This window comes from Streptomyces sp. NPDC001822 (genome assembly GCF_042892135.1).
GTDB lineage: Bacteria > Actinomycetota > Actinomycetes > Streptomycetales > Streptomycetaceae > Streptomyces.
The window spans coordinates 298,776-321,530 of record NZ_JBIATW010000001.1; the positions used below are offsets into that span (position 1 = coordinate 298,776).

Sequence of the window (22,755 nt, forward strand, 5' to 3'; positions counted from 1 at the left end):
GACCCGGGAACCCACGACGGCCGCGAAGCCCCGGCGGCACCGACCTTCCCGCGCTCCGGCAGCCGGGACACCCACCACGTCACCGACGGCCCCCGCGACAGGAGACCAGCCATGACCGCACCGGCCGACAGACACCACACCTTCCCCGGCCTGCACCGGCGCGGCTTCCTCGCCGCCGCCGGGGGAGCCGCCGGTCTCGGCGCCCTGACGCTCGCCGGGTGCACCGGGCCGGACGCCGGCGGACCGGCGGCGGACAAGGGGGCCGCCCCCCGGCGCGGCGGGCGGCTACGGGCCGCGTTCGCGGGCGGCGGCGCGAGCGAGACCCTCGACCCCCACCTCGGCAACCTCTTCGCGGACGCGGCCAGAGGCAAGGCGCTCTTCGACAAGCTCGCCGACTACGGCGCCGACCTCTCTGCCGTGCCCAGGCTCGCCGAGACCTGGGAGCCGAACAGCGGCCTCGACCGCTGGTCGGTGACCCTGCGCCGGGCGGAGTTCCACGACGGCAAGCCGGTCACGGCCGCCGACGTCCTGTACAGCTACCGTCGGATGGCCGATCCCCGCAAGGCGTTCCGGGCCCGGGCCTCCCTGGAACCCATAGACCTCGCGGCCAGCCGCGCGACGGGGGAGCGGACCGTCGAATTCGTGCTCAGGCGGCCGACGGCCGAATTCCCCAACGTGATGGCCGCGTTCGGGACGTTCATCGTCCAGGACGGTGCCACCGGCTTCGACCGGGAGCCCATCGGCACGGGGCCGTTCCGCCTCGTCTCCTTCGTGCCCGGGCGGTCCACCCTCCTGCGGCGCAACGACGCCCACTGGGACGGCGCCCCCCACCTGGACGAGCTCGAACTCCTCGTGGCCAACGAGGAGTCCGCACGGATCAACGCCCTCATCGGCGGCCAGATCGAGTACGCCCACGAACTCGATCCCGCCACCGGGCGCGCCCACGAGAGGTCGGGGTCCGTCGACATCATCAGGCTGCGCAACAGCGTCATGCAGGCCTTCGCCATGAAGACCGACCGTCCGCCCTTCGACGACTCCCGGGTCCGCGAGGCGTTCTTCCACATCGCCGGCCGCCGGGAACTCGTGGACGGGGCACTGTCAGGGGCCGGAGAGGTGGGCAACGACCTCTTCGGCCGGGGATACGAGTACTACGCGGACGAACTCCCGCAGCGCGAACAGGACATCGGCCGCGCGCGCCAACTCCTGAGGCGGGCAGGTGCGGACGGCCTGAAGGTCACCCTCGACACCTCGGCCGTCGCCGCCGGCTTCACCGAGGCCGCCGGAATCCTCCGCGACCAGGCAGCGGAGGCGGGCGTCACCGTCACCGTACGGATGGGGAGCAAGGACTCGTACTGGAAGGACGTCCTGGACTCGGGCACCCTGTGCTGCTACCGCTCGGGCGCCATGCCGATCGAGACCCACATCTCCCAGCGGCTGCTCACCGACTCGACCACCAACGCCACCAAGTGGCGGGACGCGGCCTTCGACGACCTCTACCGGCAGGCCCAGTCGACGAGGGACACGGTGGACCGGGCCGCGCTCTACGGGCGGATGCAGCGTCGACTGCACGCCGAGGGAGGCTTCCTCGTCTGGGGATTCGGCGACTGGATCCTCGGTACCGCGCGCAGCCTGCACGGGGTGGCACGGGACGCACCCGCCAACACCCTGGACTGGGCGCGCTTCGACAAGGTCTGGCTCGCGTGAACGGGCTGCGCTCCTGGATCGCCCGGCGGCTGCTCCTCGGGGTCCTGCAGACGGCAGCGGTCGTCCTGCTGGTCTTCACCCTCACCGAGGCCCTGCCGGGCGACGCGGCCGTCGCCTTCGCCGGGGACCAGCCCGACCCGCAGCGCATCGCGGCCGTCCGTGAGGCGATGGGGCTCGACAGGCCGGCACACGAACGGCTCGGCGACTGGGTCCTCGGCCTCGCACACGGCGACTTCGGCACCTCGCTCACCTCCGGACGGCCTGTGTCCGGCTTCCTCGCGGACGGGTACGCCCCCACACTCCTCCTCGCCGCGGTCACAGTGGCGCTCCTCGTGCCCGTCGGCGTGGGTCTCGGTGTCCTCGCGGCCCGTCACGAAGGGCGGTTCACCGACCGGGTGATCAGCTCGGCGACGCTCGCGGTCTACGCCGTGCCCGAATTCGCCCTCGGGGTGCTCCTGGTGGGCGTGTTCGCGCTGCGGCTCGGCTGGCTCCCGCCGACCGCACTCGGTCACGGCCCCGGGGTGCTCGCGCAGCCGGAGGTGCTCGTCCTGCCCGTCCTGGTCCTGCTGGCCCGGCCGGTCTGCTCCCTCGCACGGCTGGTCAGGGCCGGCATGATCGAGGCCCTGGCCGCTCCCTGCACGGCCCAGGCGGAGCGGTACGGAATCCCTCGCACCCGTGTGCACTACGCGCACGCCCTGCCCAACGCCCTCGCCCCGGCCGCCCAGCAACTCGCCCGGACGGTGGACTGGCTGCTGTGCGGCGTCGTCGTCGTGGAGTCCCTGTTCGTGATCCCGGGACTCGGCACCGTCCTCATGAACGCCGTGGCCGACCGCGACATCCCCGTCGTCCAGGGCCTCGCGGTCGTGTTCGGTCTCGCCACGGTCGTGCTCAACCTCGGCGCCGACCTCGTCACCCACCGGTTCGCGCCGCGCTCGGCGGTGGCCGCGTGAAGCGCCTCGCCGGATACGGAGCGGGGGCGGCCCTCGTCGCCGTCCCCCTCGGCCTCGCGCTGGCGGGACCTCTCCTCGTAGGGGAATCCGCGGCCCGGTCGGCCTCCTTCACCCTCGGCCCGGGGCATCCGCTCGGCACCGACTTCGTCGGACGGGACGTCGTGCGACAGGTGCTGCTCGGCGGCCGGTCCGTCGTCCTCGTCGCTCTGGCCGCGACCGCCCTCGCGTATGCCGTCGCGCTGCCGCTCGGACTGATCAGCGCGCTCACCCGGCGACGCCGGCTGGAGGAACTGCTCATGCGGCCGCTGGACGTCCTCCTCGCCGTGCCGTCGCTGCTGATGATCCTGCTGGTCGCCGCCGCCCTCCCGCCGGGCGCCTCCGGGCTCGTACTGCTGGTGGCGTTCGTCTCCGTCCCCGACGCCGCGCGGATCGTGCGGGCGGCCGCGGCCGAGGTGGCCTCCAGACCGGCCGTCGAGGCCCTGCGCATGCAGGGGGAGAGCTGGTGGCGCATCGCCGTCGGGTACGTCGGCCGGTCCATCCTGCGCATCCTGGCCGCCGATGCCGGGATCAGGCTGACCGGGGTGCTCTACCTGGTGGCGACGGCCGCCTTCCTCGGAATCGGAGTCGCCCCGGACGCCTCCGACTGGGCCGTGATGGTCGACCGCAACCGTCCCGGACTGCTCATCCAGCCATGGGCCGTGGTCGTGCCCGCGCTGCTCGTCGTCGCCCTGACCATGGGCGCCAACCTGCTCGTCGACGCCGCCCTGGAGAACCGCTCCGCTCGCAGGAAGTCCCGTCACCCATGAACCAGACCCCCACGCTCGCCACCGTCACGGGGCTGACCGTCGAGGTCGGCACGAAGCTGCTCCTCGACCGGGTCTCGCTCCGGCTCACGGCCGGCACCGTCACCGCGCTCGTCGGGGCTTCCGGCAGCGGCAAGACGACGACCGGCCTCGCCCTGCTGGGGGAGTACCCGCCCGGCGCACGGGTGACGGGCGAGGTGTCGGTCGACAGCGGCATGGTCGGGTACGTCCCCCAGCATCCCGCCGCCGTACTCAATCCGGCCCGCCGCACCGGCGCCCTCCTGTACGACCTGGCCCGGCAGCAGGTGCGCGAACTGCCCCGCTCGCAGCGTCGCGCCGCCGCGCGGCGACGCATCGCCTCGGCCCTCGCCGACGCCCAGGTGCCCGACGGCGAGGCCCTGTTGAGGCGCTATCCGCACCAGCTGTCCGGCGGACAGCAGCAGCGCGTGGTCCTGGCACAGGCCCTGCTCGCCGGCGCCCGCGTACTCGTGGCCGACGAACCCACCACGGGACAGGACGCACTGACGAGACGTCAGGTCGCCGCCCGGCTGAAGGCGCTCGCGGACCGGGGCATCGCGGTCCTGCTCCTCAGCCACGACCTCGACGTCGTACGCGGACTCGCGGACGAGGTGGTGGTCATGCGCGGCGGACGCGTCGTGGAACAGGGAGCGGCCCCCCGGGTGCTCGACGCACCGGCCCATCCGTGGACCAGGGAACTGCTCTCCGAACCCGGGGCGGATCCGTACGCGGTTCCCGGTCGGGTGGGTCAAGAGGTCCTGTCCGTCACGGATCTGAAAGCCCATCACCGCAGTAGCGGAACTCGTGACCAGGTGCTGGACATCGGCCGTCTGAGCGTGAGCAACGGTGAGTGGCTGGCCGTCGTGGGCCGTTCGGGCAGCGGGAAGACGACGCTCGCCCGCTGTCTCGCCGGTCTCCACCGCGACCACACGGGCCGGATACGGCTCGACGGCGCCGCCCTGCCCCGCGGTGTGCGGGAACGAAGCACCGAACAGATCGCAGCCGTGCAGTACGTCTTCCAGGACGCCCGGGCCGCCTTCGACGAACACCGATCCGTCCTGGACCAGGTGGCCCGCACGGCCGTACGCCTGCGTGGCGCGGAGCGCGGCGAGGCGGCGGCGGAGGCCGGGCGGACGCTGGCCGGCCTCGGACTGGACGAGTCGGTGGTCAGGAGGCCACCCGGCGAGCTGTCCGGTGGGGAGCTGCAGCGGGCCGCCCTCGCCAGGGCGCTACTGGCCCGGCCCCGGGTGCTGGTCTGCGACGAGATCACCTCCGGACTCGACCCCGTGACCCGGCGCTCACTGCTGGACCTGCTCGCCGGGATCGCCGGCGCCGGCGACGGGGACGGGGACGGTTTGAGCGTCGTGCTGATCACGCACGACCTCGGCGCGGCCGCACGGGCGACGCGGATCGTGGTCATGGACGGTGGGAAGGTGGTCGAGGAAGGGCCGCGGGAGCAGATCCTGACCACCCCCCGCCACTCCTTCACCCTTGCCCTGCTCGAAGCGGCGGGCATGCTGGGGGCGGCCGCCCGATCCTGAAGCGGAATCCCACACGCCCTTCCGGACGTACACTCGGCGACATGAGTCGCACCGCCGTCAGTGGGAAGGGCCTGCACCAGGCCGCCCCCGGCGTGCTCGCAGACCGCCGTACCGCCCTCCACGGGCACGGCTAGCGACTTTCCGAGGTCACTCACCCGGCGCCCTGCCCTTCCGCCGTGCCCCGCGCCCTCCTCGTGAACAACGCGTCGACGTCGTACCCGCTTTACGTCACCACCGCAGCTCGGCGTACCGCCGTTGCCGCGCTCGGGCGACGGCCGCAGCACGGCCCGAGCCACCCTCGAAGGGACCATTGTGAAGCTGAGCGAACTGTTGGCCGGACAGAACCACCGCATCCTTCAGGGCGACCCCGCGGAAACGCACATCACGGCAGGAACGGCCTTCGACGCGGACCGGGCGGTGCCGGGCTCGCTGTTCATAGCGGTGCCCGGCCACCTGGAAGGCGGTCCGGGCACGGTCGCCCCCGTCCTGGCCCGAGGGGCGGCGGCGGTCATCGTGGAGGACGGTTATGTGCTGCCGGGGACGGTGGAAGGGGCCTGTGTGGTGCAGGTGCCGAACGTCCGGTCCACAGCCGCCGTCGTCGCGTCCCGCTTCTTCGGTGAACCGGGGCGGCGCATGGACATGGTGGCTGTCACGGGCACCAACGGGAAGACGTCGGTCTCGTACATGGTCGAGTCCGTGCTGCGCATCTCCCAAGGTGTGAGGGCCGGGGTCATCGGGACCGCCGGAAGCCGGATCGGCGACGAACTGATCCCGATGCCCCGCTCGGTGCTGACAACCCCGGAGTCCCCTGACCTGCAGTACCTTCTGGGGTGCATGCGGGATCGCGAGGTCGGCACCGTGGTACTCGAGGCCACATCGATGGGCCTGCTGACCCACCGGGTCGACCGCACCTTCATCGACGTGGGTGTCTTCACCAACCTGAGCCAGGACCACCTGGACGATCACGGCACGATGGAGAACTATCGTGACGCCAAACTCCGCCTCTTCCAGGGACTCTGCCGGCACGCCGTCGTCAACTCCGACGACCCGGTGGGTGCTCGCATCGCGACGATGATGCCAGGCGGGGTGACCACGTACGCCCTCGACGCCGAGGCCGACTACCGAGCCACCGATCTGGTCGTGGACGCTTCGGGAACCCGTTTCACGCTTCACCACGGCGGCCGTAAGTACCCCGCCGCCATCCCGGCCCCCGGCCGGTTCTCCGTCGCGAACGCCCTGGCCACGGTGGCTGCCTGCCACTTCCTCGGGCACGATCTGGCCAGGCTGGTCTCCGCGCTCGAACGCATGCCGCAGATCCCGGGCCGCTTCGAACGTGTCACGACCTCCGGTGGCACCTCGGTGATCGTGGACTACGCGCACTCCCCCGACTCCCTGGACAAGGTACTCGGCACCATCCGCGGCTTCGCCCAGGGCAAGATCATCACGGTCTTCGGCTGCGGCGGGGACAGGGACACCACGAAGCGGGCCGAGATGGGCGCGATCGCCGGGACGTACTCCGACCTGTGCGTCCTGACCTCGGACAATCCGCGCAACGAGGACCCAGAGGCGATCCTGGACCAGGTCGCACCGGGCATCGAGGGGACGGGTACCCCGTACGAGCGTCTGGCGGACCGCCGACGCGCCATCGCCTTCGCGCTCTCGGTCGCGGGCCCGGAGGACGTCGTCCTGATCGCAGGGAAGGGCAGCGAGCCGTACCAGATCGTCGGTGACGCCCTGCTGCCCTTCAGCGACATGGCCGCGGTGCGGGAACTCGCCACCGTCAGCGCGGCTCGGCGTCTCCCCTCCCCACGGTAGGTGAGTGTGACCAGAACCCCGAGCAGTCGTGCTGCCCGGGGCACCCACCTCACTCCGTGCCGAAGCGGCCGCGCCTCGTCCCTTCTGCCACACGCCCGGTGCGGTTCACTCCGGCCAGGGTGAGTCGAGGACGGTCCGGACGAAGTCGCCGCGCTCGAAACCCGGGACGTAGTGCTGGAGCACGTCCGCCTTCACATTGCCGAAGGTCGTCTCCGGTTTCGGCCCGATGCCGTCGGTGAACGCCGCGAGGATCCGCCGCTTGAAGTCCGGCCGGGGGTGGAGCGCCACGATCGCGGCGCGGTCGGCGTCGGAGACCTCCCCGTAGCCGAGACCGAGGACGTCGTACTCCACCCCCGCGCTCACGAGGGCGACCTCCGGCTCCATGAAGGCGGGGATCCCGGGCGTGGTGTGGAGGGCGACGGCGGTCCACACCCGGCGCACGCTGTCCTCGGGAACCCCGTGGGACCGCAGGAAGCGGCGTGCCTCGTCCGCGCTGTCCACCTCGAAGCGCCGGCCGCTGGAGCGGAAGCGCTCACCGAGGCCGAGATCGTGGAACAGGGCCGCGACGTAGAGCAGTTCAGGATCGAAGGAGAGGTCCCATTCACGCCCTCGCAGGGCACCGAACAGATAGACGCGGTGCGAGTGGTGATAGACGAGGTCATCGGTCGTGTCCCGTACCAGCTCGGTCGCCTCGACCGCGAGCTTCGTGTCGGGTACGCGTACGCCGGCTACCGGGGGCGGATCGGTCAGCATGGTGTCACCGGGCTTCCTGTGCGAATGATCCGGACTCCCTCCAGGATCGGCGACCGGCGCGCCGGGCCCGGGGCCGACAGGCCGGGCGCCACCCGGGCGATTCACATCGCAGGTGCGTCAATGGGTGCCGCTCAGGTGTTGGCCGGCGGTACCCGCCCGATGTGATGCTCAAGCGGGAACGGCAGGGGCGAACGGGGGAGCGGGATGAAGGTGTTCAGCACGAAGGCCGGATCGGTCGCGGGCCGGCCGGCGGAGCGTGATCCGGACGTCGTCGTACTGCGCGGCATCCCGTACGCCGCTCCGCCCTTCGGAGCGAACCGATTCAGGGCCCCGCGTCCGCCGGAGCCCTGGGAGGGAGTCCGGGACTGTGCGGAGTTCGGGCCGGTGGCGCCCCAGTCCGCGCGACTGCCCGGCGCCCCGATGTGGTCTCCGGGTGACGAGGACGTCCTCAGCCTCAACGTCTGGGTGCCCGGGGGCGACGGCCCGCTCCCCGTGCTCGTCTGGATCCACGGAGGCGCCTACGTCTTCGGCTCCTCCGCTCAGCCCGACTTCGACGGCACTGCCCTCGCCGGCCACGGAATCATCATCGTCACGCTCAACGAAGCGCGCGGCCTCTTCCGCCGCGCCATCCTCCACAGCCCCGTGAACGCCTGCGCCACGCCCGGGTCGGCGGGCGGCACCACCGCCGAGGTCGCCGTGGCGGCCGGGGTCCCGGCGACGTACGAGGGACTGCTGTCCGCCTCGCCGCGGGTCCTCGTCGACGCGTCGGACCGGGTGGCCGACGGCTACCGGCGGGACGCCGGATCGGGGCAGCGCCACTACGGCCCGGCCATCTACGGGCCGGTGGCCGGAGTGCCGTCACTGCCCCTCGAACCCCTCACCGCCCGGTACGGCGGGGCCGCCCGGGACATCGACCTGATGGTCTGCCATACGAGCGAGGAATACTGGCTTCTCGATGCCGTCGGAAGCTGCGCACGGGTGGACAGCGAGGATCGGCTCACCCGGTTCGCGGCGGACTTCGGACTGCCCGGCGCCCTGATGGACGGCTACCGGGCGCTCCGGCCGGGCGCGCCGGTTCACGACATCTACCTGGCCGTGTACGGAGACATGCTGTTCGGCGAATACAGCAGCCGGCTCGCGGACGCCCATGCCGAAGCGGGCGGCCGGGTCCACCTGTCGCGCTTCGTGCGGCAGCGCGGCGGCCGGGGCGAGAGGGTGAGGGCCTGGCACTGCGCCGACATCCCGTTCGCCTTCGGCAATCTCGGCGACGAGAGCCTCCACTTCCTCGTCGGCGGCCCGCCGGGACCCGCCGACCACGCGCTGTCGGCGCGCCTGACACGGGCGTGGGCCGCCTTCGTGGAGACGGGTGATCCCGGGTGGCCCCCGTACACCCCGTCCGACGGCCGGACGCGCATCTGGGACACGTCGGCCGGGCCGTCCGGCGAGTCGGACGCCTTTCGCGCACCCTGGCTGGCCGCGGGGCTGCCGCTGCTGGCACCCTGAGCGCCCGCCCGAGCGGCGAAGTCCGCCGAATCCGCCCGTGTCATTGGCATGGACCTGCCTATCGAACTGCACTACAGTCCGTAGCGGCACTTCTGAGAGCGCTCTCAAAGCGCTCTCGGGTGCTTCCTGTTCCACCCCCACGAAGCTGGAACAACAGAAGGGGCAACTCCCTTGAGACACACGACGATGGTGCGGACCGGTCTCTCCGCACTGCTCATCATCGGTACATGGGCCGCGGCCGGCCTCACCCAGGCCTCCGCGGCGGACTCCCCCTCGGCCGCCGCCGAACCGCAGGCCTCCGCGGGGATCATCGAAGCGATGCAGCGCGACCTCGGGCTGACGAAGAGCCAGGCGCAGACGCGGCTCACCGCCGAGAAGGCGGCGACCGCGCTGGAGGGCACGGCACGCGCCGCTGCCGGAGCGGCGTACGGCGGCTCCTGGTTCGACTCGGGCAGCGGCAAGCTGACGGTCGCGGTGACCGACGGCGCCACGGCGCGTGCGGTCCGGGCCACGGGGGCCGAGGTCCGGGTGGTCGACCACACGGCCCGTCGGCTCGACGCGGTCAAGAGCCGGCTGGACGCCCTCTCCGCACCCAAGGGCATCAGCAGTTGGCACGTGGACCCCCGCGCGAACACGGTCGTGGTGAACGTCGTCGCGTCCGAGGAGGGTGACAACGATGTCCGCGCCTTCGTGGCGAAGGCCCGCGAAGCCGGCCCCGTGACGGTGGAGCGGACCGCCGAGGCCCCGCAGACCTTCGCCGCGGGCACCGTCGGCGGCGACCCGTACTACACCGGCAACGTCCGCTGTTCCATAGGCTTCTCGGTGCACGGCGGATTCGTCACCGCGGGGCACTGCGGCCAGGCGGGCGGAGCCGTCAGAGGCTGGGACGGCTCGGCCATCGGTAACTTCCAGGGTTCGTCGTTCCCCGACAACGACTACGCCTGGGTGAACGTGGGCAGCGGCTGGTGGACGGTTCCGGTGGTCCTCGGCTGGGGGACCGTGTCCGACCAGTTGGTCCGCGGCTCGAACGAGGCTCCGATCGGCGCCTCGATCTGCCGCTCCGGTTCGACCACGCACTGGCACTGCGGCAACGTCCTCGCGAAGAACGAGACCGTGAACTACAGCCAGGGCGCCGTGCGCCAGATGACCAAGACGAGCGTGTGCGCCGAACCGGGCGACTCCGGCGGCTCGTTCATCAGCGGTGACCAGGCGCAGGGCGTCACCTCCGGCGGCTGGGGCAACTGCAGCGGCGGCGGCGAGACGTGGCACCAGCCCGTCAACGAGATCCTCAACCGCTACGGTCTGACCCTCCACACGGCCTGACGCACATCTGCCTGACGCGACACCGCTCGACGCACCACTGCTCGTCGCACCACCGCTCGTCGCACCACCGCCTCACGCACCACCGCTTGACGCAAGGACTCCGCCGGCTCCGGACGAACCGACGGACGTGACCGGTCTGCTGCGGCAGCAGGGTGGCCCCCTGCCGCAGCAGACCCATGCGCGGGCTGCCTCCGTCGCCCGCCTGCGCGGTTGCTGCCGGCGCAGTGCCCTGGGCCCCGACCCCCGAGTCGAGTGGAGGCGTCGGAGATCCCGCGTCGCCCATCGCGGTCCCCGCCCCGACGGCCACTCATCCGGTGACGCGGCCCGGACGGTTCCCCCGTTGGCGCCCTTCCCTTCCGCCCTTGTGACGTCCCTTCGTGCGCCCGCAGTCGCGGCGCTTCCCCTGCGTCCCGGCGGGGCCTCAGTTCACCCACTCTTGACATGTTCTCAGCAGCGACGTAACACTGGCAACGCCTGGGAGAGCGCTCTCCCGCAGTATCCGCAAGGCATGCTCTCCAGTCGCGCGTTCTCTCCAGGCGCTTTCAGCAAGCCGGCTCTCGCGCGGCGGTGCACCCCCTGGGGCGCGCCTCCCGCGCGACGCAGCATCCAGCTCCACTCTCCCCCCGCCGCGCACCCGATGTGCGCGGACGCAGAGCGGCACGGAGGTCCGCATGGCCGAAAGACTCAGCAGAACCACCCTGATGTCCGCCCTCGTCGTCGTCGCGTCCCTGGCCCTCGTGGTCATGGGTCTCACCGCGATCACGGACGCCGGCGCGACAGCATCCGGTGGTGCCAGGGCGGCAGCCGGTTCACCGGCTGCCGTCTCACAGGTCGCGCAGGGGGGGTCGGGACAGCACGCGCAGGGCCACGCCATGGCCGCCGCCGCCCCCGTTCCCTCCGGTGACGACCCCGACGGTGACGGCTACATCCCGGCGATCCCGCCGGTCACCGGCGTGGTGCCGTCCACCGAGATCCCGCCTCATCGCTACTTCCACGAGTTCCAGGCGAACTGCTCGGTCAACCACACCGGAGCGGTCGACCCGATCGTCTATCCGGGGCAGACCGGCAAGTCCCACAACCACACCTTCATGGGCAACACGACGACGAACGAGAGCAGCACCACCGCGTCGCTCGATGCCGGCGGCACCGTGTGCAGGGCGCCGGGCGACCGGTCCGCGTACTGGATGCCCACCCTCTACAACGGAGACCAGGAGGTGCGGCCGGTCGGTCCGCAGACCATCTACTACAAGGCCGGTGTCACGGACTACAGGACCGTGCGGCCGTTCCCCAAGGGGCTGCGCTTCGTCGTCGGCAGTCCGACCCAGACGGTCGAACAGTTCCGTGACCACCCGGGGACGGTCGAGGGCTACGAGTGCGGTGAGAGCTACCACAACTTCGATTTCCCGGCCACGTGCCCGACGAGCCGGGACACGCAACTCAACCTGCGCATGCAGGCCCCCAGCTGCTGGGACGGCAAGCACCTGGACACGCCGAACCACCAGGCCCACATGGCCTATCCGATCGTGATGGGCGCCAACCAGGACGTGTGCCCCGCCAGTCACCCGGTCGCCCTGCCGATGATCGAGTTCAAGATGGCCTGGCCGGTCAACGGTGACATGTCGCAGGTGAGGCTGGCCAGCGGCACCGGCCACTCCTTCCACTACGACTTCTTCAACGCCTGGGACGACGCCACGCTGGCCGCCATGGTCCGCCACTGCGTCGTGGGCGGACTCCAGTGCGACGCCCGGGGTTACGACCAGAACAACCCCGGCGCCGGAGCCGCGCTGAACGCCGACTACGAACTGCCCTGACCCACCGACCCCCTGAGTCTCCCCGGTGGGCGTGGATCATCCGCGCCCATCGGGGAGAGCGCTCTCCGCCAAGGACGGTCAGCTCGACGAAGGCCGGCGTCCAGCGCCGCGGGCCGGGCGGATCGGGCGGATCAGGAGGACCCCTCGGACCCCTCCGGGCCCTCGTCGTCGGAGCTCAGTTCCTCGGCCCGCAGTGCCAGGTCCTGGAGCACATCGGTGGAGCTCACGTCCTGCTGCCCGGAGTCGTGGATCTGCGCCAGTGCGATGAAGGCCAGGGTGAAGGCGCCGACGAGCTGCTCGACGGCTCCGCCCACCTCGCGTCCGACCAGGACCGCCATCTCCTCGACGCTGGCGTCGGCGGGAATGGCGATGTGCGGCATCGTCTCGTTGAGGAGGGTCGTCACCATGCTTCCGCCCGCGTCCAGGTCGCCGCTGCCGGTGTCCTCCTCGGCCTGGCGCTGCATCTCGCCCGCCTCCGTGAGGATGCCGATCACTCGCTTGAGGACTTCGCTCTGCTCCATACGGTGAGCATATGTGCCGGGACCTCCCGCTCCCCACGCATCCGGAGGGTGGCCCGAACCGCTTTGCGGCTGTGCGCGGGAGCACGGAGCCCCCGGTCACCAGCGGTCCGTGCCGCTGGGCCGGGGGCGCGGGTTCGACCCGACGAGCGAGTCACACCGCGGTGCTCGGCCTGTCGCCTGAGACCCCGCGGATGAGCTCCGCGTAGCGGCGCCCGCTGCTCTTCACCGTGCGGCGCTGCGTGGCGTAGTCGACGTGGACCAGGCCGAAGCGCTTGTCGTAGCCGTACGCCCACTCGAAGTTGTCCAGCAGTGACCAGGCGAAGTAGCCGGACAGCGGCGCACCCTTCGCGACGGCGCGGGCGCAGGCGGCCAGGTGTTCCTCCAGATACCGGGTGCGCTCCGGGTCGTGCACCGAGCCGTCGGCCAGGACGACGTCCTGGTACGCCGAGCCGTTCTCGGTGACGTAGATGCGCTGCGCGCCGTATTCCTCGGTGAGCCGCATCAGCAGCTGCTCCAGGCCCTCGGAGTGGACCTCCCAGTCCATGTGGGTGTGCCGCGCCCCGGGCAGGTGGATCTGACGGGCGTGCGGCACGGGTCCCTTCGGGTCCGCGGTGACGATCTGGCGGAAGTAGTAGTTCAGGCCGATCCAGTCGAGGGGAGCCGCGATCGTCTCCAGGTCGCCGGGCTGCACGGGCAGCTCGACGCCGTACAGGTCGAGCATGTCCTGCGGGTAGCCCCGGCCGTGGATCGGGTCCAGCCACCAGCGGTTGACGTGGCCGTCCGCGCGTACGGCGGCGGCCAGGTCGGCCGCTCCGGCGCTCGCGGGCTCGATCGGGCTGAGGTTGTTCACGATGCCGACCCGGGCGTCGGGCGACCGGTCGCGGATCGCCCGTACGGCCAGTCCGTGCCCGAGGTGGAGGTGATAGGAGGCGCGTACGGCGGCCGTGAGGTCGGTGAGTCCCGGGGCCATCTTCCCCTCGAGGTGGCCGATCCACGCCGAGCACAGCGGCTCGTTGAGGGTCGCCCAGTCCTTCACGCGGTCACCGAGCCGGTCCACGACGACGGACGCGTAGGCCGCGAAGTGCTCCGCGGTCTCCCGGACGGTCCAGCCGCCCCGGTCCTGGAGCGCCTGCGGCAGGTCCCAGTGGTAGAGCGTCGCGAACGGGGTGATCCCGTTGTCCAGGAGGCCGTCCACGAGCCGGTCGTAGAAGTCGAGGCCGGCCTTGTTCACCGGTCCGTCCCCGCCGGGCACGACCCGGGGCCAGGCCACCGAGAAGCGGTAGGCGCCGGCGCCGAGCTCCTTGATCAGCCCGATGTCCTCGGGGACCCGGTGGTAGTGGTCGCACGCCACGTCGCCGTTGTCACCGTTGTCGATGGTGCCGGGTGTGTGCGAGAAGGTGTCCCAGATCGACGGGGCGCGGCCGTCCTCGGCCACGGCCCCCTCGATCTGGTAGGCGGCCGTCGCGACGCCCCAGGTGAAGTCGGCCGGGAGGGCGTTGAGGTCGTTCACCGACTGCCTTTCCTTGTAGGTCACTTGACCGCTCCGGCGGTGAGCCCGGCGACGAGGTAGCGCTGCAGGAGCAGGAATCCCGCGACGACGGGCACGCTGACGACGAGCGAGGCGGCCATGACCTGGTTCCAGTACACGTCGTTCTGCGTGGCGTATCCCTGGAGGCCCACCGCCAGCGTCCTGGTGGCGTCGTTCGTCATCACGGAGGCGAACAGCACCTCGCCCCACGCCGTCATGAAGGCGTACACCGACACGGCGACGATCCCCGGCACCGCGGCGGGCACCACGACGCGGAACAGAGCGCGGATCGGGCCGCAGCCGTCCACCAGTGCGGCCTCGTCGAGGTCCTTCGGGATGGAGTCGAAGTATCCGATCAGCATCCAGATGGAGAAGGGCAGCGAGAACGTCAGGTAGGTGAGGATCAGCCCGCCCCGTGAGCCGTAGAGGGCCAGGCCGGTGCTGTTGCCGATGTTGACGAAGATCAGGAACAGCGGGAGGAGGAAGAGGATCCCCGGGAACATCTGCGTGGAGAGCACCGTGACGGTGAACGCCCGCTTCCCGCGGAAGGTGTAGCGGCTCACCGCGTAGGCCGAGAACACGGCGATGGTGACGGAGAGGGCCGTCGCCGCCCCTGCCACGATCAGGGAGTTCACGAAGTACTTGGCGAGCGGGACGGTGTCCCAGATGTCGAAGTAGGGCTGGATCGTCAGGTCTCTCGGGATCCACTGGAACTTCCCCGACACGTCCTGGAGCGGCTTCAGCGAGCTGCTGACCATGACGTACACCGGCAGCAGGACGAAGCCCGCGAGCAGGGTGAGGACGATGCGGCGGGTCCAGAGGAAGGACTGGGGGGCCGCCATGGGGGACCGGACGCGTGACCGGGCGGGGCTAGGCATCGGCGCCCTTCCTTCCGCGTGAGGTGAAGAACAGGTAGACGGCCGTCACGACCAGGAGGAACAGGAGCAGCAGGACGGACATCGCCGAGCCGCTGCCGAAGTTCCAGGTGACGAAGGACGACTGGTAGATGTGGATCGAGATGAGGTCGGCGTTCTCCGGCGCCGACTTCCCGAACAGGACGTACGGAGTGTTGAAGTCGTTGAACGTCCACAGGAACAGGACCAGCACCAGGACCTGGTTGACGGGCCGGAGCGAGGGGAGCGTGATTCTGCGGATCTGCTGCCAGATGCCGGCACCGTCGATCGACGCGGCCTCGTAGAGCTCGCGCGGGATGTTCTGCAGCCCGGCCATGAGCATGAGGAAGGCGAACGGCCAGCCCTTCCACACGGAGACGATGATCAGCGCGTAGATGCTGTTGTCACCGATCAGCCAGAAGGACGGCTGGTCGGTCAGCCCGAGCTGGTCGTGCAGGACGTGGTTCACGAGCCCGTTGTCGCGCTGGAACATGAACGCCCAGGTGATGACGGCCGCGTAGACGGGCAGGGCGTACGGGACGAGGAAGACGGCCCGCAGGAAGCCCCGGCCCCGGAAGCTCTCCTGCAGCATGATCGCCGCGGCGATCCCGAACAGCCAGGCCAGTCCGACGGCGAAGAACGTGAAGACGCAGGTGACGAGGAACGAGTGGAGCAGGGCCTCGCCGATCGGGGCGTCGAAGTCGACGGCGATCCGGTAGTTGTCGAGGCCGCTCCAGGGAGCTCCACTCCAGTTGTTGATGAAGAACTGTGTGAGCTGACGGAAGCTCATCACGATCCCGATGAGCATCGGGATGATGTGGATCAGGAGTTCGAGCAGGACGGCGGGGAGCAACAGGAGGTAGGGCAGTCCGCCTTGGCGGATCCGGTCGGGGATGCGCGGCAGTCTCCTGCGCGCATCCCCGGTGCCCGTGCTCCTCACCCCGTCCGACTTGTCGACCTTGGGATCGGTGGTCACGGCGGTCATGAAAGGTGCCTCACTGCTGCATCGTCTGCTGCGCCTTTTCGAGGCGCGCCTTGACTGACTCGGTCGTCACGGGGGTGCCGGCGGCCGCGTCGGCGAACAGCTCCTTGACGGCCGTACCCACGGCGGTCTCGAACTGCGACTCGTTCGGGACCTGCGGCAGCGGGGCCGCGCTGGTGGCGAGGGTGTCGCGCAGGACCTTCAGCTCGGGAGCGGAGAACGCGGCGTCGGACTGGGCGGCCTTGACGGGCGGGATCGACCCGTACGTCTTGCAGAGGATCTTCTGCTCGTCGTCGCTCGTCATGAACTTCACGAACTTCTTGGCGCCGTCGATGTTCTTGGTGTTCTTGAACACCGCCATGTTGATGCCGGCCACCATGGAGTTGGTCTGCTTGCCGGCGCCGGGCGCTCCCGACGGGACGGGGACCGGGGCGACGCCCCAGTCCTCCGGCTTCATGCCCTGGGCGGCGAAGGTCGTCGCGGCGGCCTGCCACAGGACCATGGCCGTCCGGCCCTTGGCGAAGTCGGTCAGCGACTGGTTCTGGGCGTACTCGGCGTTGCCCGGGGCGATGATCTTGTCCTTGGCCATGAAGTCGACGTACTGCTTCACTGCCGCCACGGCGCCGTCGGACGTGAAGTCCGCCTTGCCCTGCGCGTCGAAGAAGTCGGCTCCGTGCTGCTGCCCGAGGACGAAGGTCTGGTGGATGTTGTTGGAGAGGTTGGCGCCCTCGGCGCCGAGGGCCCACTTGCCGTCCTTGGAGAGCTTCTTGCCGTCCGTGACGAGCTGCTCCCAGGTGGCGGGCGGGGTGGTGATGCCCGCGTCCGCGAACATCTTCTTGTTGTAGTAGAGGGCGTAGGACAGCGAGTAGAGCGGCACCGCCGCCGGCGGCTCGCCCTCCTTGCCGGCCGATGCGACCGCCGAGTCGATGAAGCGGTCACGGCCGCCGATCGCCTCGAAGTTCTTGTCGTCCCAGGGGAGCAGTGCCCCGGTGGCCTGGAGGGACGCCGACCACGTGTTGCCTATGTTCAGCACGTCCGGGCCCTGTCCCGACGTGGTGGCGGCGAGGATCCGGTTCAGCAGGTCCGCCCAGGGGACGACCTCCAGCTTCACCTTGATCCCGGTCTCCTTCTCGAACTTCTTCAGCTCGGGAGTGAGAATCTTCTTGTCGGCCTCGATGCTCGGACCCTGGTTGGACGCCCAGTACGTCAGAGTCTTCGGGGACTCGTTGCTGCCTCCCGCCGACGACGTCCCGCCCCCGCAGCCGGTGACTCCGGCGGCGACGGACATGGCGAGGGTGACGGCTGCTGCGGCTCTGAGGTGACGCATGAAAGGTGGCCCCTTTCCGGGGAGGGCGGCGTTCGGGAGCCGAACTGCCCTTCCGCTCTTAATTTAAGATGTGATTTAAGAGGTGAAGAAAGTGCGCGTCAAGTGCTGGGGCCGGGGTATGTTGCCGGGACGAAGGGAGCACCATGGCTGAGCGCAGCAGACGGACCGTGCGTGACCTGCGAAGGGGCAATCGGGCGAGGGTTTTGCAACGGTTGTATGTCGACGGCCCCTTGAGCCGTCAGGAGCTCGGCCCCGCGACCGGGCTGAGTTCGGGATCCATCAGCAACGTGGTCGCCGAGCTGGCCTCGGAGGGTCTCCTGGAGGAGGCCGGCATCGTGGACTCCGACGGTGGACGCCCCCGCACCCTGCTGCGCATCGCTCCGGACAGCGGGCTGTTCGTGGGCATCGACATCGGCGAGACGCGGGTCCGCATCGAGCTGTTCGACCTGACGCTCACGGAGCTCGCCCGCACCGACCGCCTGCTCGCCCAGCACGGATACGACGTCGAGCGCATCGTCAGCCACGTCCGCACCGGCGTGTCCGACGTCCTGCGCGACGCCGGCGCCGACCCCCGCATGCTGCTGGGCATCGGGATCGGGGTGCCCGGCATCATCGAACGCGACGCCCCGGAGGCCCTCGGCGGCCCCGGCGCCGTCGTGCACGGCCAGACCATCGGCTGGAGTGCCGTGCCCTTCGAGCGGATGCTCCGGGAGGCCGTGGACGTGCCGCCCGAGGTGCCGTTCTTCATCGACAACGGCGCCAAGACGCTGGGGCAGGCCGAGATGTGGTTCGGCGGAGGCCGGGGCGCCGGCGCGGCTGCGGTGGCCCTCATCGGCTCCGGCGTGGGCGCGAGCGTCAACCGGGGGAACATCCTCGACGAGGACCTCTCCGACGCCGCGCTGGAATGGGGCCACACCACGGTGCAGCTGCGGGGGCGGCGGTGCCGCTGCGGCTCCATCGGCTGCCTGGAGGCCTACGCCGGCGCCGAGGCGATGCGCGAGCGCTGGCAGGAGGCGGGCGGCCCGCTGCCCCCCGACGCGGACGACGAGACGGCCCTCGCCGCCCTCCTCGCCGCCGCCTACCCGGACACCGCCGAAGGCGTCCCGGACCCGGTCGCGGTCTCGATCCTGGACGAGACGGCGGAATGCCTCGGCGCGGCACTGGCCGACCTGGTCAACCTCTTCCTGCCCGAGCGCATCCTGCTCGGCGGCTGGGCCGGCCTGTTGATCGGCCCCCATCTCCTTCCGGACATCCGCCGCTACGCCCAGGAGTACGCACTCCGGCACGCGGTGGCCCGCACCACGATCGACCTGGGGCACCTGGGCCCCGACGCGGTCACGGTGGGGGCCGCGACCCTGCCGCTGTCCGATTTCCTGGCACGCGGCGGAACCCGCCCCGCGCCCGTCCGCGTGCAGCCCGCCGCCGAGGCGCCCGAGCGCCCACCCGCCTCGACGATGCGCGCCCGCGGACGCACGGCCACGGGCTGAGCGGCAATGAAGGCGCATCGGCGGGGCTCGCTCGCGCCGGCCCGGGGACGGTGCGGCCTACGCGGAGTCCCGTACCACCAGCACCGGTTCGAAGACGACCGATGTGACGGGGCGGTCGGGCGCCGCCAGGCGGTCCAGCAGGAGCCCGGTCATCTCGGCCGCCATGTCCTCGACGGGCTGACGGACCGTCGTGAGCGGCGGCCTGCACGCGGCGGCGGCGCTGCTGTCGTCGAAGCCGATCACCGCGACGTCGTCGGGCACCCGTCTGCCGTGCTCCCGCAGCACGTGGCAGGCCCCCGTCGCCATCAGGTCGTTCCCGGCGAACACCCCGTCCACATCGGGGTGTTCGGCGAGCAGCCGCGTCATGGCGGCCTCACCGCTCTCCTGGGTGAACTGCCCCTCGACGGCGGGCGCCGACGCGTGGCCGTGGCGCTCCATCGTGTCCCGGAACCCCGCGAGCCGTTCCTGGGCCGCGAGCACGTTGAGCGGCCCGCTGATGGCCGCGATCCGGCGACAGCCGCGTGCCAGCAGGTGTTCGGTGGCGAGCCTGGCGCCCTCCCGGTGGGCCAGATCCACATAACTCATGCCCACCGGCAGGGCGGGACGCGCGTACAGCACCGCGGACAGGCCCGCGTCCGCGATCAGCCCCGGCAGCGGGTCCTGCGCGTGGGTCGACACGATCAGCGCGCCGTCCGCGCTGCCCTGACGCAGGTACGACACCACCTCCTCCCTGGCGCGTGAGCTCTCGGCGAACATCAGCACCGGATGCATCCCGCGTGGCCGGAGGTAGTTGACGACTCCCGTGACCACCCGGCCGAAGAACGGGTCTGCGAACACCTGGGCGGTGAAGGACCCCTCCGGAGCCGGCACGGTCCCGTCCCCGTCGTCGGGATCGGCCCCCGCTCCCGACACCACCAGGGCGATGGCGTCCGTGCGCCGGGTGACCAGGGAGCGGGCCGCGCGGTTGGGTGCGTAACCCGTGACGGAGACCGCCTGCCGCACCGCTTCCTGGATGGCCGGATCGACGTTGCGCACGCCGTTGATCACCCGCGAGACCGTGGCGCGCGAGACGCCCGCGGCCTTCGCCACGTCCTCCAGGGTGGGCGCCGCACCGGCCGGCCGCAGAGCATCCGTCATGAGCGCATTTATAGCATCGGGCGGCCGCCCGGATAGAGCGCTCTCCCGTGAGGGCCCGTCGGCGACGGCCTCGTGAAGCCGTTCGGCCGCGGGGGTCGTGCGCCGGGGCGCGTGCGGAGCGGGAACCGGCCGTTCACTTGTCACCGGCCTTTGCCTGCCCATAAGTTGGCCGCTTGCGACGTGTCCTACTGCCAGTGGGGGAGCCTGATCATGGCCGCGAACGGACGGCACCGCAGATACCAGCCCAGCCGCATCAACCGTGCCTCGCTCACGGTGACGGCCGGAGGAGCGGGCATCGCGCTCCCGCTGCTCACCGCCGCCTCGGCCGGCGCCGCCTCCACCGACGTGTGGGAGAAGGTGGCCGCCTGCGAAGCGACCGAGAACTGGCACATCAACACGGGCAACGGTCATTACGGGGGACTGCAGTTCACCCGGTCGACCTGGGCCGCCTACGGCGGCACGGCCTACGCCCCCCGGGCTGATCTGGCCACCAAGGGCCAGCAGATCGCCATCGCGGAGAAGGTGCTCGACGGGCAGGGCCCGGGGGCGTGGCCCACCTGTTCGGTGCGCGCGGGACTGGAACGGGGCGGCGACGCCCCCGACGTCCACCCGCAGTCGCGCCCCGGCGCCGAACGCGTCGGGACCGCGCGCGACAAGGCTTCCGGGACACCACCGGAGACCGCCCGCGACGCGGCGGCCAAGGCGTCCCCGACCTCGGTCCCCGGCAAGCGCGACTCGTACACGGTGGCGCGCGGGGACTCCCTCTCCGGCATAGCCTCCGCCGAGCGCGTGCGGGGTGGCTGGCAGCGTCTGTACGCCGCCAACCGCGCGGTGGTCGGCTCCGATCCCGACCTCATCCTCCCGGGCCAGCGGCTGTCCCTCGACGTCGCCGGGACGCCGCAGGCCGCTCCCGAGCGGGCCACGGCCGCACCGCAGCGGAAGGCCGCAGCCGAGAAGGCGCCCCCGAGGCAGAAAGCCACCGAGAAGACCGCACCCAGGACCGCCCCGAAGACCGCGCGGAAGGCCGCCCCGGAACCCGCGGCCCGCAGCGGGAAGAAGACGGCCCGGGCGCACTCCGGACTGACCGCCCCCGTGGCGGCGCGGACCGGGACCCCGTACCACCAGGCGGGTTCGTGGTCGAGCGGCTATCACACGGGAGTGGACTTCCCCGTACCCACCGGCACCTCGGTGAAGGCCGTGGCCTCGGGCAAGGTCGTCTCGGCCGGCTGGGCGGGCGCGTACGGCTACGAGATCGTCATCCGGCACGGCGACGGCCGGTACAGCCAGTACGCCCACCTCTCCTCGCTCCACGTCCGCGCGGGCCAGCAGGTGAGCGGTGGCCAGCGGATCGCGCGCTCGGGATCCACCGGCAACAGCACGGGGCCGCACCTGCACTTCGAGATCCGTACCGGTCCCGGCTACGGTTCCGACGTCGACCCCCTCGCCTACCTCAGGGCCGGCGGCGTCAGCGTCTGAACGGCCCCTGCAGGGTCCGCTAAGTCACCCCGTGGCGAGCGGCCCCCGGCGGCGGGCCGTCTCCCGGTGAACTCCACACGCCCGCTGCCGTGGTCCAGGGGGAGCGTCAGCGGCAGGGAGAGCGCTGTGGGGGCCGGAAAGGGGTCCGGCAGATGCGTGCCGGAGCGAGCCGACGGCTTCGCCGGCTCCGGGAGCTTCACCGCGGCCGGCACGCCGGCCTCCTCCGCCTCGCCGTCCGCCGGCTCGGGCGCACGCGTCCCGCTCTCCGCGGGCGCGGGGGCCCGGGCGACAGGGGTCTCCGCGGTCTCCGCGGGCTCCGGCGAGCGCCGCTCCCGGTCCACCCGCTCCGTGGTCAGCAGCACCAGGCCGGCCGCGGCCAGTGCCCCGCAGGCCAGGGCGAGCAGGGTTCCCGTCAGGCCGTAGCGGAACTGCTCCCCGAACAGGGTGATGCCCACCGCGGCGGCGACCACCGGGTTGACCACGGTGACCGTCGCAAGCGGCGCCGCGAGCCCCGCGCCCCGGTAGGCGGCCTGGGAGAGCAGCAGCCCCGCGGCCGCGAGTCCCGCGATCACCAGCAGGGTGGGGAGCCCGGAGCGCACCGACCCGGAGGTCCACTCCACCGCCACGGTTTTCGTGAACACCGAGGCCATGCCGAAGGCGATCCCCGCGCCCGTGGCCAGCACCACGCTGCGCGGCATGGGCCGGTGCAGCCCCTTGGCCAGGACGAGCACGACGACCACGGCGCCCGCGGTCCCCGCCGCCAGCATGAACTGTTCCGGTCCGGCCAGGGAGTGCGACCCCGCACTCCCCGTCAGGGCCAGCAGACCCGCCAGGCCCACCGTGGCCATCACCGCACCCCGCCACGCCGTGCGGCCGGCCCTGCGGTGCACGAAGACCGCGGCCATGGGCAGGGCGAAGACGATCGTCAGCGCGCCGAGGGGCTGTACGAGGCTGAGCGGTCCGTACGCCAGTGCCACCACGTGGAGCAGCGCACCGACGCCGTTGAGCCCCACGGCCACCCACCACGCGCGGTTGCGCAACGGCGCGTACGGGCGGCTGCCGCCGGCCGCGGCCACGCGCTCCTGGACGATCGCGCCGGCCGCGTAGGCGACCGCGGAGACCAGTGACAGCAGCACGGAAAGCGCGAGGGAACTCATGTACACCACGATGTCCCGTCGGAGCC

18 protein-coding genes are annotated in these 22,755 nt (G+C 71.5%); 10 read left to right on the forward strand and 8 right to left on the reverse strand.

Features of this window, described 5'->3' with window-relative positions:
- Positions 1-111 precede the first annotated feature (111 nt).
- The 5 genes from ACFYY2_RS01375 to ACFYY2_RS01395 all read left to right on the forward strand — a co-directional run bounded on the left by ACFYY2_RS01375 (position 112) and on the right by ACFYY2_RS01395 (position 6,831).
- Positions 112-1,704: an ABC transporter substrate-binding protein gene (locus ACFYY2_RS01375; protein ID WP_388735429.1), complete on the forward strand. Its 1,593-nt coding sequence runs from the start codon at positions 112-114 to the stop codon at positions 1,702-1,704.
- Entirely contained in the window at positions 1,701-2,654 is a 954-nt protein-coding gene (locus ACFYY2_RS01380; RefSeq protein WP_388735431.1) for an ABC transporter permease, read from the forward strand. Before ACFYY2_RS01375 ends, ACFYY2_RS01380 begins: the two co-directional genes overlap by 4 nt.
- Positions 2,651-3,460, forward strand: coding sequence for an ABC transporter permease subunit (locus ACFYY2_RS01385; RefSeq protein ID WP_388735434.1), 810 nt, complete (start codon positions 2,651-2,653; stop codon positions 3,458-3,460). The genes ACFYY2_RS01380 and ACFYY2_RS01385 overlap by 4 nt, the downstream gene beginning before the upstream one ends.
- Positions 3,457-5,016: an ABC transporter ATP-binding protein gene (locus ACFYY2_RS01390; RefSeq protein ID WP_388735436.1), complete on the forward strand. Its 1,560-nt coding sequence runs from the start codon at positions 3,457-3,459 to the stop codon at positions 5,014-5,016. The genes ACFYY2_RS01385 and ACFYY2_RS01390 overlap by 4 nt, the downstream gene beginning before the upstream one ends.
- A gap of 312 nt (positions 5,017-5,328) precedes the next feature.
- Positions 5,329-6,831, forward strand: coding sequence for a UDP-N-acetylmuramoyl-L-alanyl-D-glutamate--2,6-diaminopimelate ligase (locus ACFYY2_RS01395; protein WP_388735439.1), 1,503 nt, complete (start codon positions 5,329-5,331; stop codon positions 6,829-6,831).
- A 105-nt stretch (positions 6,832-6,936) separates the two neighbouring features.
- Here the strand turns inward: ACFYY2_RS01395 and ACFYY2_RS01400 are convergent, their stop codons facing one another.
- Positions 6,937-7,584 (reverse strand): HD domain-containing protein, encoded by a 648-nt coding sequence (locus ACFYY2_RS01400; protein WP_388735441.1) that lies wholly within the window; start codon positions 7,582-7,584, stop codon positions 6,937-6,939.
- A 204-nt stretch (positions 7,585-7,788) separates the two neighbouring features.
- On the opposite strand from ACFYY2_RS01400, the gene ACFYY2_RS01405 reads away from it, so the two are divergent.
- The 3 genes from ACFYY2_RS01405 to ACFYY2_RS01415 all read left to right on the forward strand — a co-directional run bounded on the left by ACFYY2_RS01405 (position 7,789) and on the right by ACFYY2_RS01415 (position 12,221).
- Positions 7,789-9,087 (forward strand): carboxylesterase family protein, encoded by a 1,299-nt coding sequence (locus tag ACFYY2_RS01405; protein WP_388735443.1) that lies wholly within the window; start codon positions 7,789-7,791, stop codon positions 9,085-9,087.
- 186 nt (positions 9,088-9,273) lie between these two features.
- A complete protein-coding gene (locus ACFYY2_RS01410) occupies positions 9,274-10,410 on the forward strand; it encodes a S1 family peptidase (RefSeq protein ID WP_388736784.1) in 1,137 nt (378 codons plus the stop codon).
- Between the two features lie 671 nt (positions 10,411-11,081).
- Positions 11,082-12,221: a DUF1996 domain-containing protein gene (locus ACFYY2_RS01415; RefSeq protein WP_388735445.1), complete on the forward strand. Its 1,140-nt coding sequence runs from the start codon at positions 11,082-11,084 to the stop codon at positions 12,219-12,221.
- A gap of 131 nt (positions 12,222-12,352) precedes the next feature.
- Here ACFYY2_RS01415 and ACFYY2_RS01420 read toward each other — a convergent pair whose 3' ends face one another.
- The 5 genes from ACFYY2_RS01420 to ACFYY2_RS01440 all read right to left on the reverse strand — a co-directional run bounded on the left by ACFYY2_RS01420 (position 12,353) and on the right by ACFYY2_RS01440 (position 17,472).
- Complete coding sequence (locus ACFYY2_RS01420) at positions 12,353-12,742, reverse strand: hypothetical protein (protein WP_388735447.1); 390 nt, start codon at positions 12,740-12,742, stop codon at positions 12,353-12,355.
- Between the two features lie 151 nt (positions 12,743-12,893).
- A complete protein-coding gene (locus ACFYY2_RS01425; protein ID WP_388736786.1) occupies positions 12,894-14,252 on the reverse strand; it encodes a GH1 family beta-glucosidase in 1,359 nt (452 codons plus the stop codon).
- 20 nt (positions 14,253-14,272) lie between these two features.
- Positions 14,273-15,112, reverse strand: coding sequence for a carbohydrate ABC transporter permease (locus tag ACFYY2_RS01430; RefSeq protein ID WP_388736789.1), 840 nt, complete (start codon positions 15,110-15,112; stop codon positions 14,273-14,275).
- Positions 15,113-15,140: 28 nt separating this feature from the next.
- Complete coding sequence (locus ACFYY2_RS01435) at positions 15,141-16,148, reverse strand: carbohydrate ABC transporter permease (RefSeq protein WP_388735449.1); 1,008 nt, start codon at positions 16,146-16,148, stop codon at positions 15,141-15,143.
- Positions 16,149-16,158: 10 nt separating this feature from the next.
- Positions 16,159-17,472 carry an ABC transporter substrate-binding protein gene (locus tag ACFYY2_RS01440; RefSeq protein WP_388735452.1) on the reverse strand — a complete coding sequence of 438 codons (1,314 nt, stop codon included), beginning with the start codon at positions 17,470-17,472 and terminating at the stop codon, positions 16,159-16,161.
- 143 nt (positions 17,473-17,615) lie between these two features.
- Here ACFYY2_RS01440 and ACFYY2_RS01445 point away from each other — a divergent pair, with 143 nt between their 5' ends.
- The gene (locus ACFYY2_RS01445) at positions 17,616-18,959 is read left to right on the forward strand and encodes an ROK family transcriptional regulator (RefSeq protein ID WP_388735455.1); all 1,344 of its coding nucleotides are present in this window, start codon (positions 17,616-17,618) and stop codon (positions 18,957-18,959) included.
- A 57-nt stretch (positions 18,960-19,016) separates the two neighbouring features.
- Here the strand turns inward: ACFYY2_RS01445 and ACFYY2_RS01450 are convergent, their stop codons facing one another.
- Positions 19,017-20,096, reverse strand: coding sequence for a LacI family DNA-binding transcriptional regulator (locus tag ACFYY2_RS01450; protein WP_388735457.1), 1,080 nt, complete (start codon positions 20,094-20,096; stop codon positions 19,017-19,019).
- A 210-nt stretch (positions 20,097-20,306) separates the two neighbouring features.
- On the opposite strand from ACFYY2_RS01450, the gene ACFYY2_RS01455 reads away from it, so the two are divergent.
- Positions 20,307-21,572: a peptidoglycan DD-metalloendopeptidase family protein gene (locus ACFYY2_RS01455; RefSeq protein WP_388735459.1), complete on the forward strand. Its 1,266-nt coding sequence runs from the start codon at positions 20,307-20,309 to the stop codon at positions 21,570-21,572.
- On the opposite strand, the gene ACFYY2_RS01460 is transcribed toward ACFYY2_RS01455, so the two are convergent.
- Positions 21,542-22,729 carry a DMT family transporter gene (locus ACFYY2_RS01460; protein ID WP_388735461.1) on the reverse strand — a complete coding sequence of 396 codons (1,188 nt, stop codon included), beginning with the start codon at positions 22,727-22,729 and terminating at the stop codon, positions 21,542-21,544. The two genes, ACFYY2_RS01455 and ACFYY2_RS01460, sit on opposite strands and share 31 nt — an antisense overlap.
- Between the last annotated feature and the right edge of the window lie 26 nt (positions 22,730-22,755).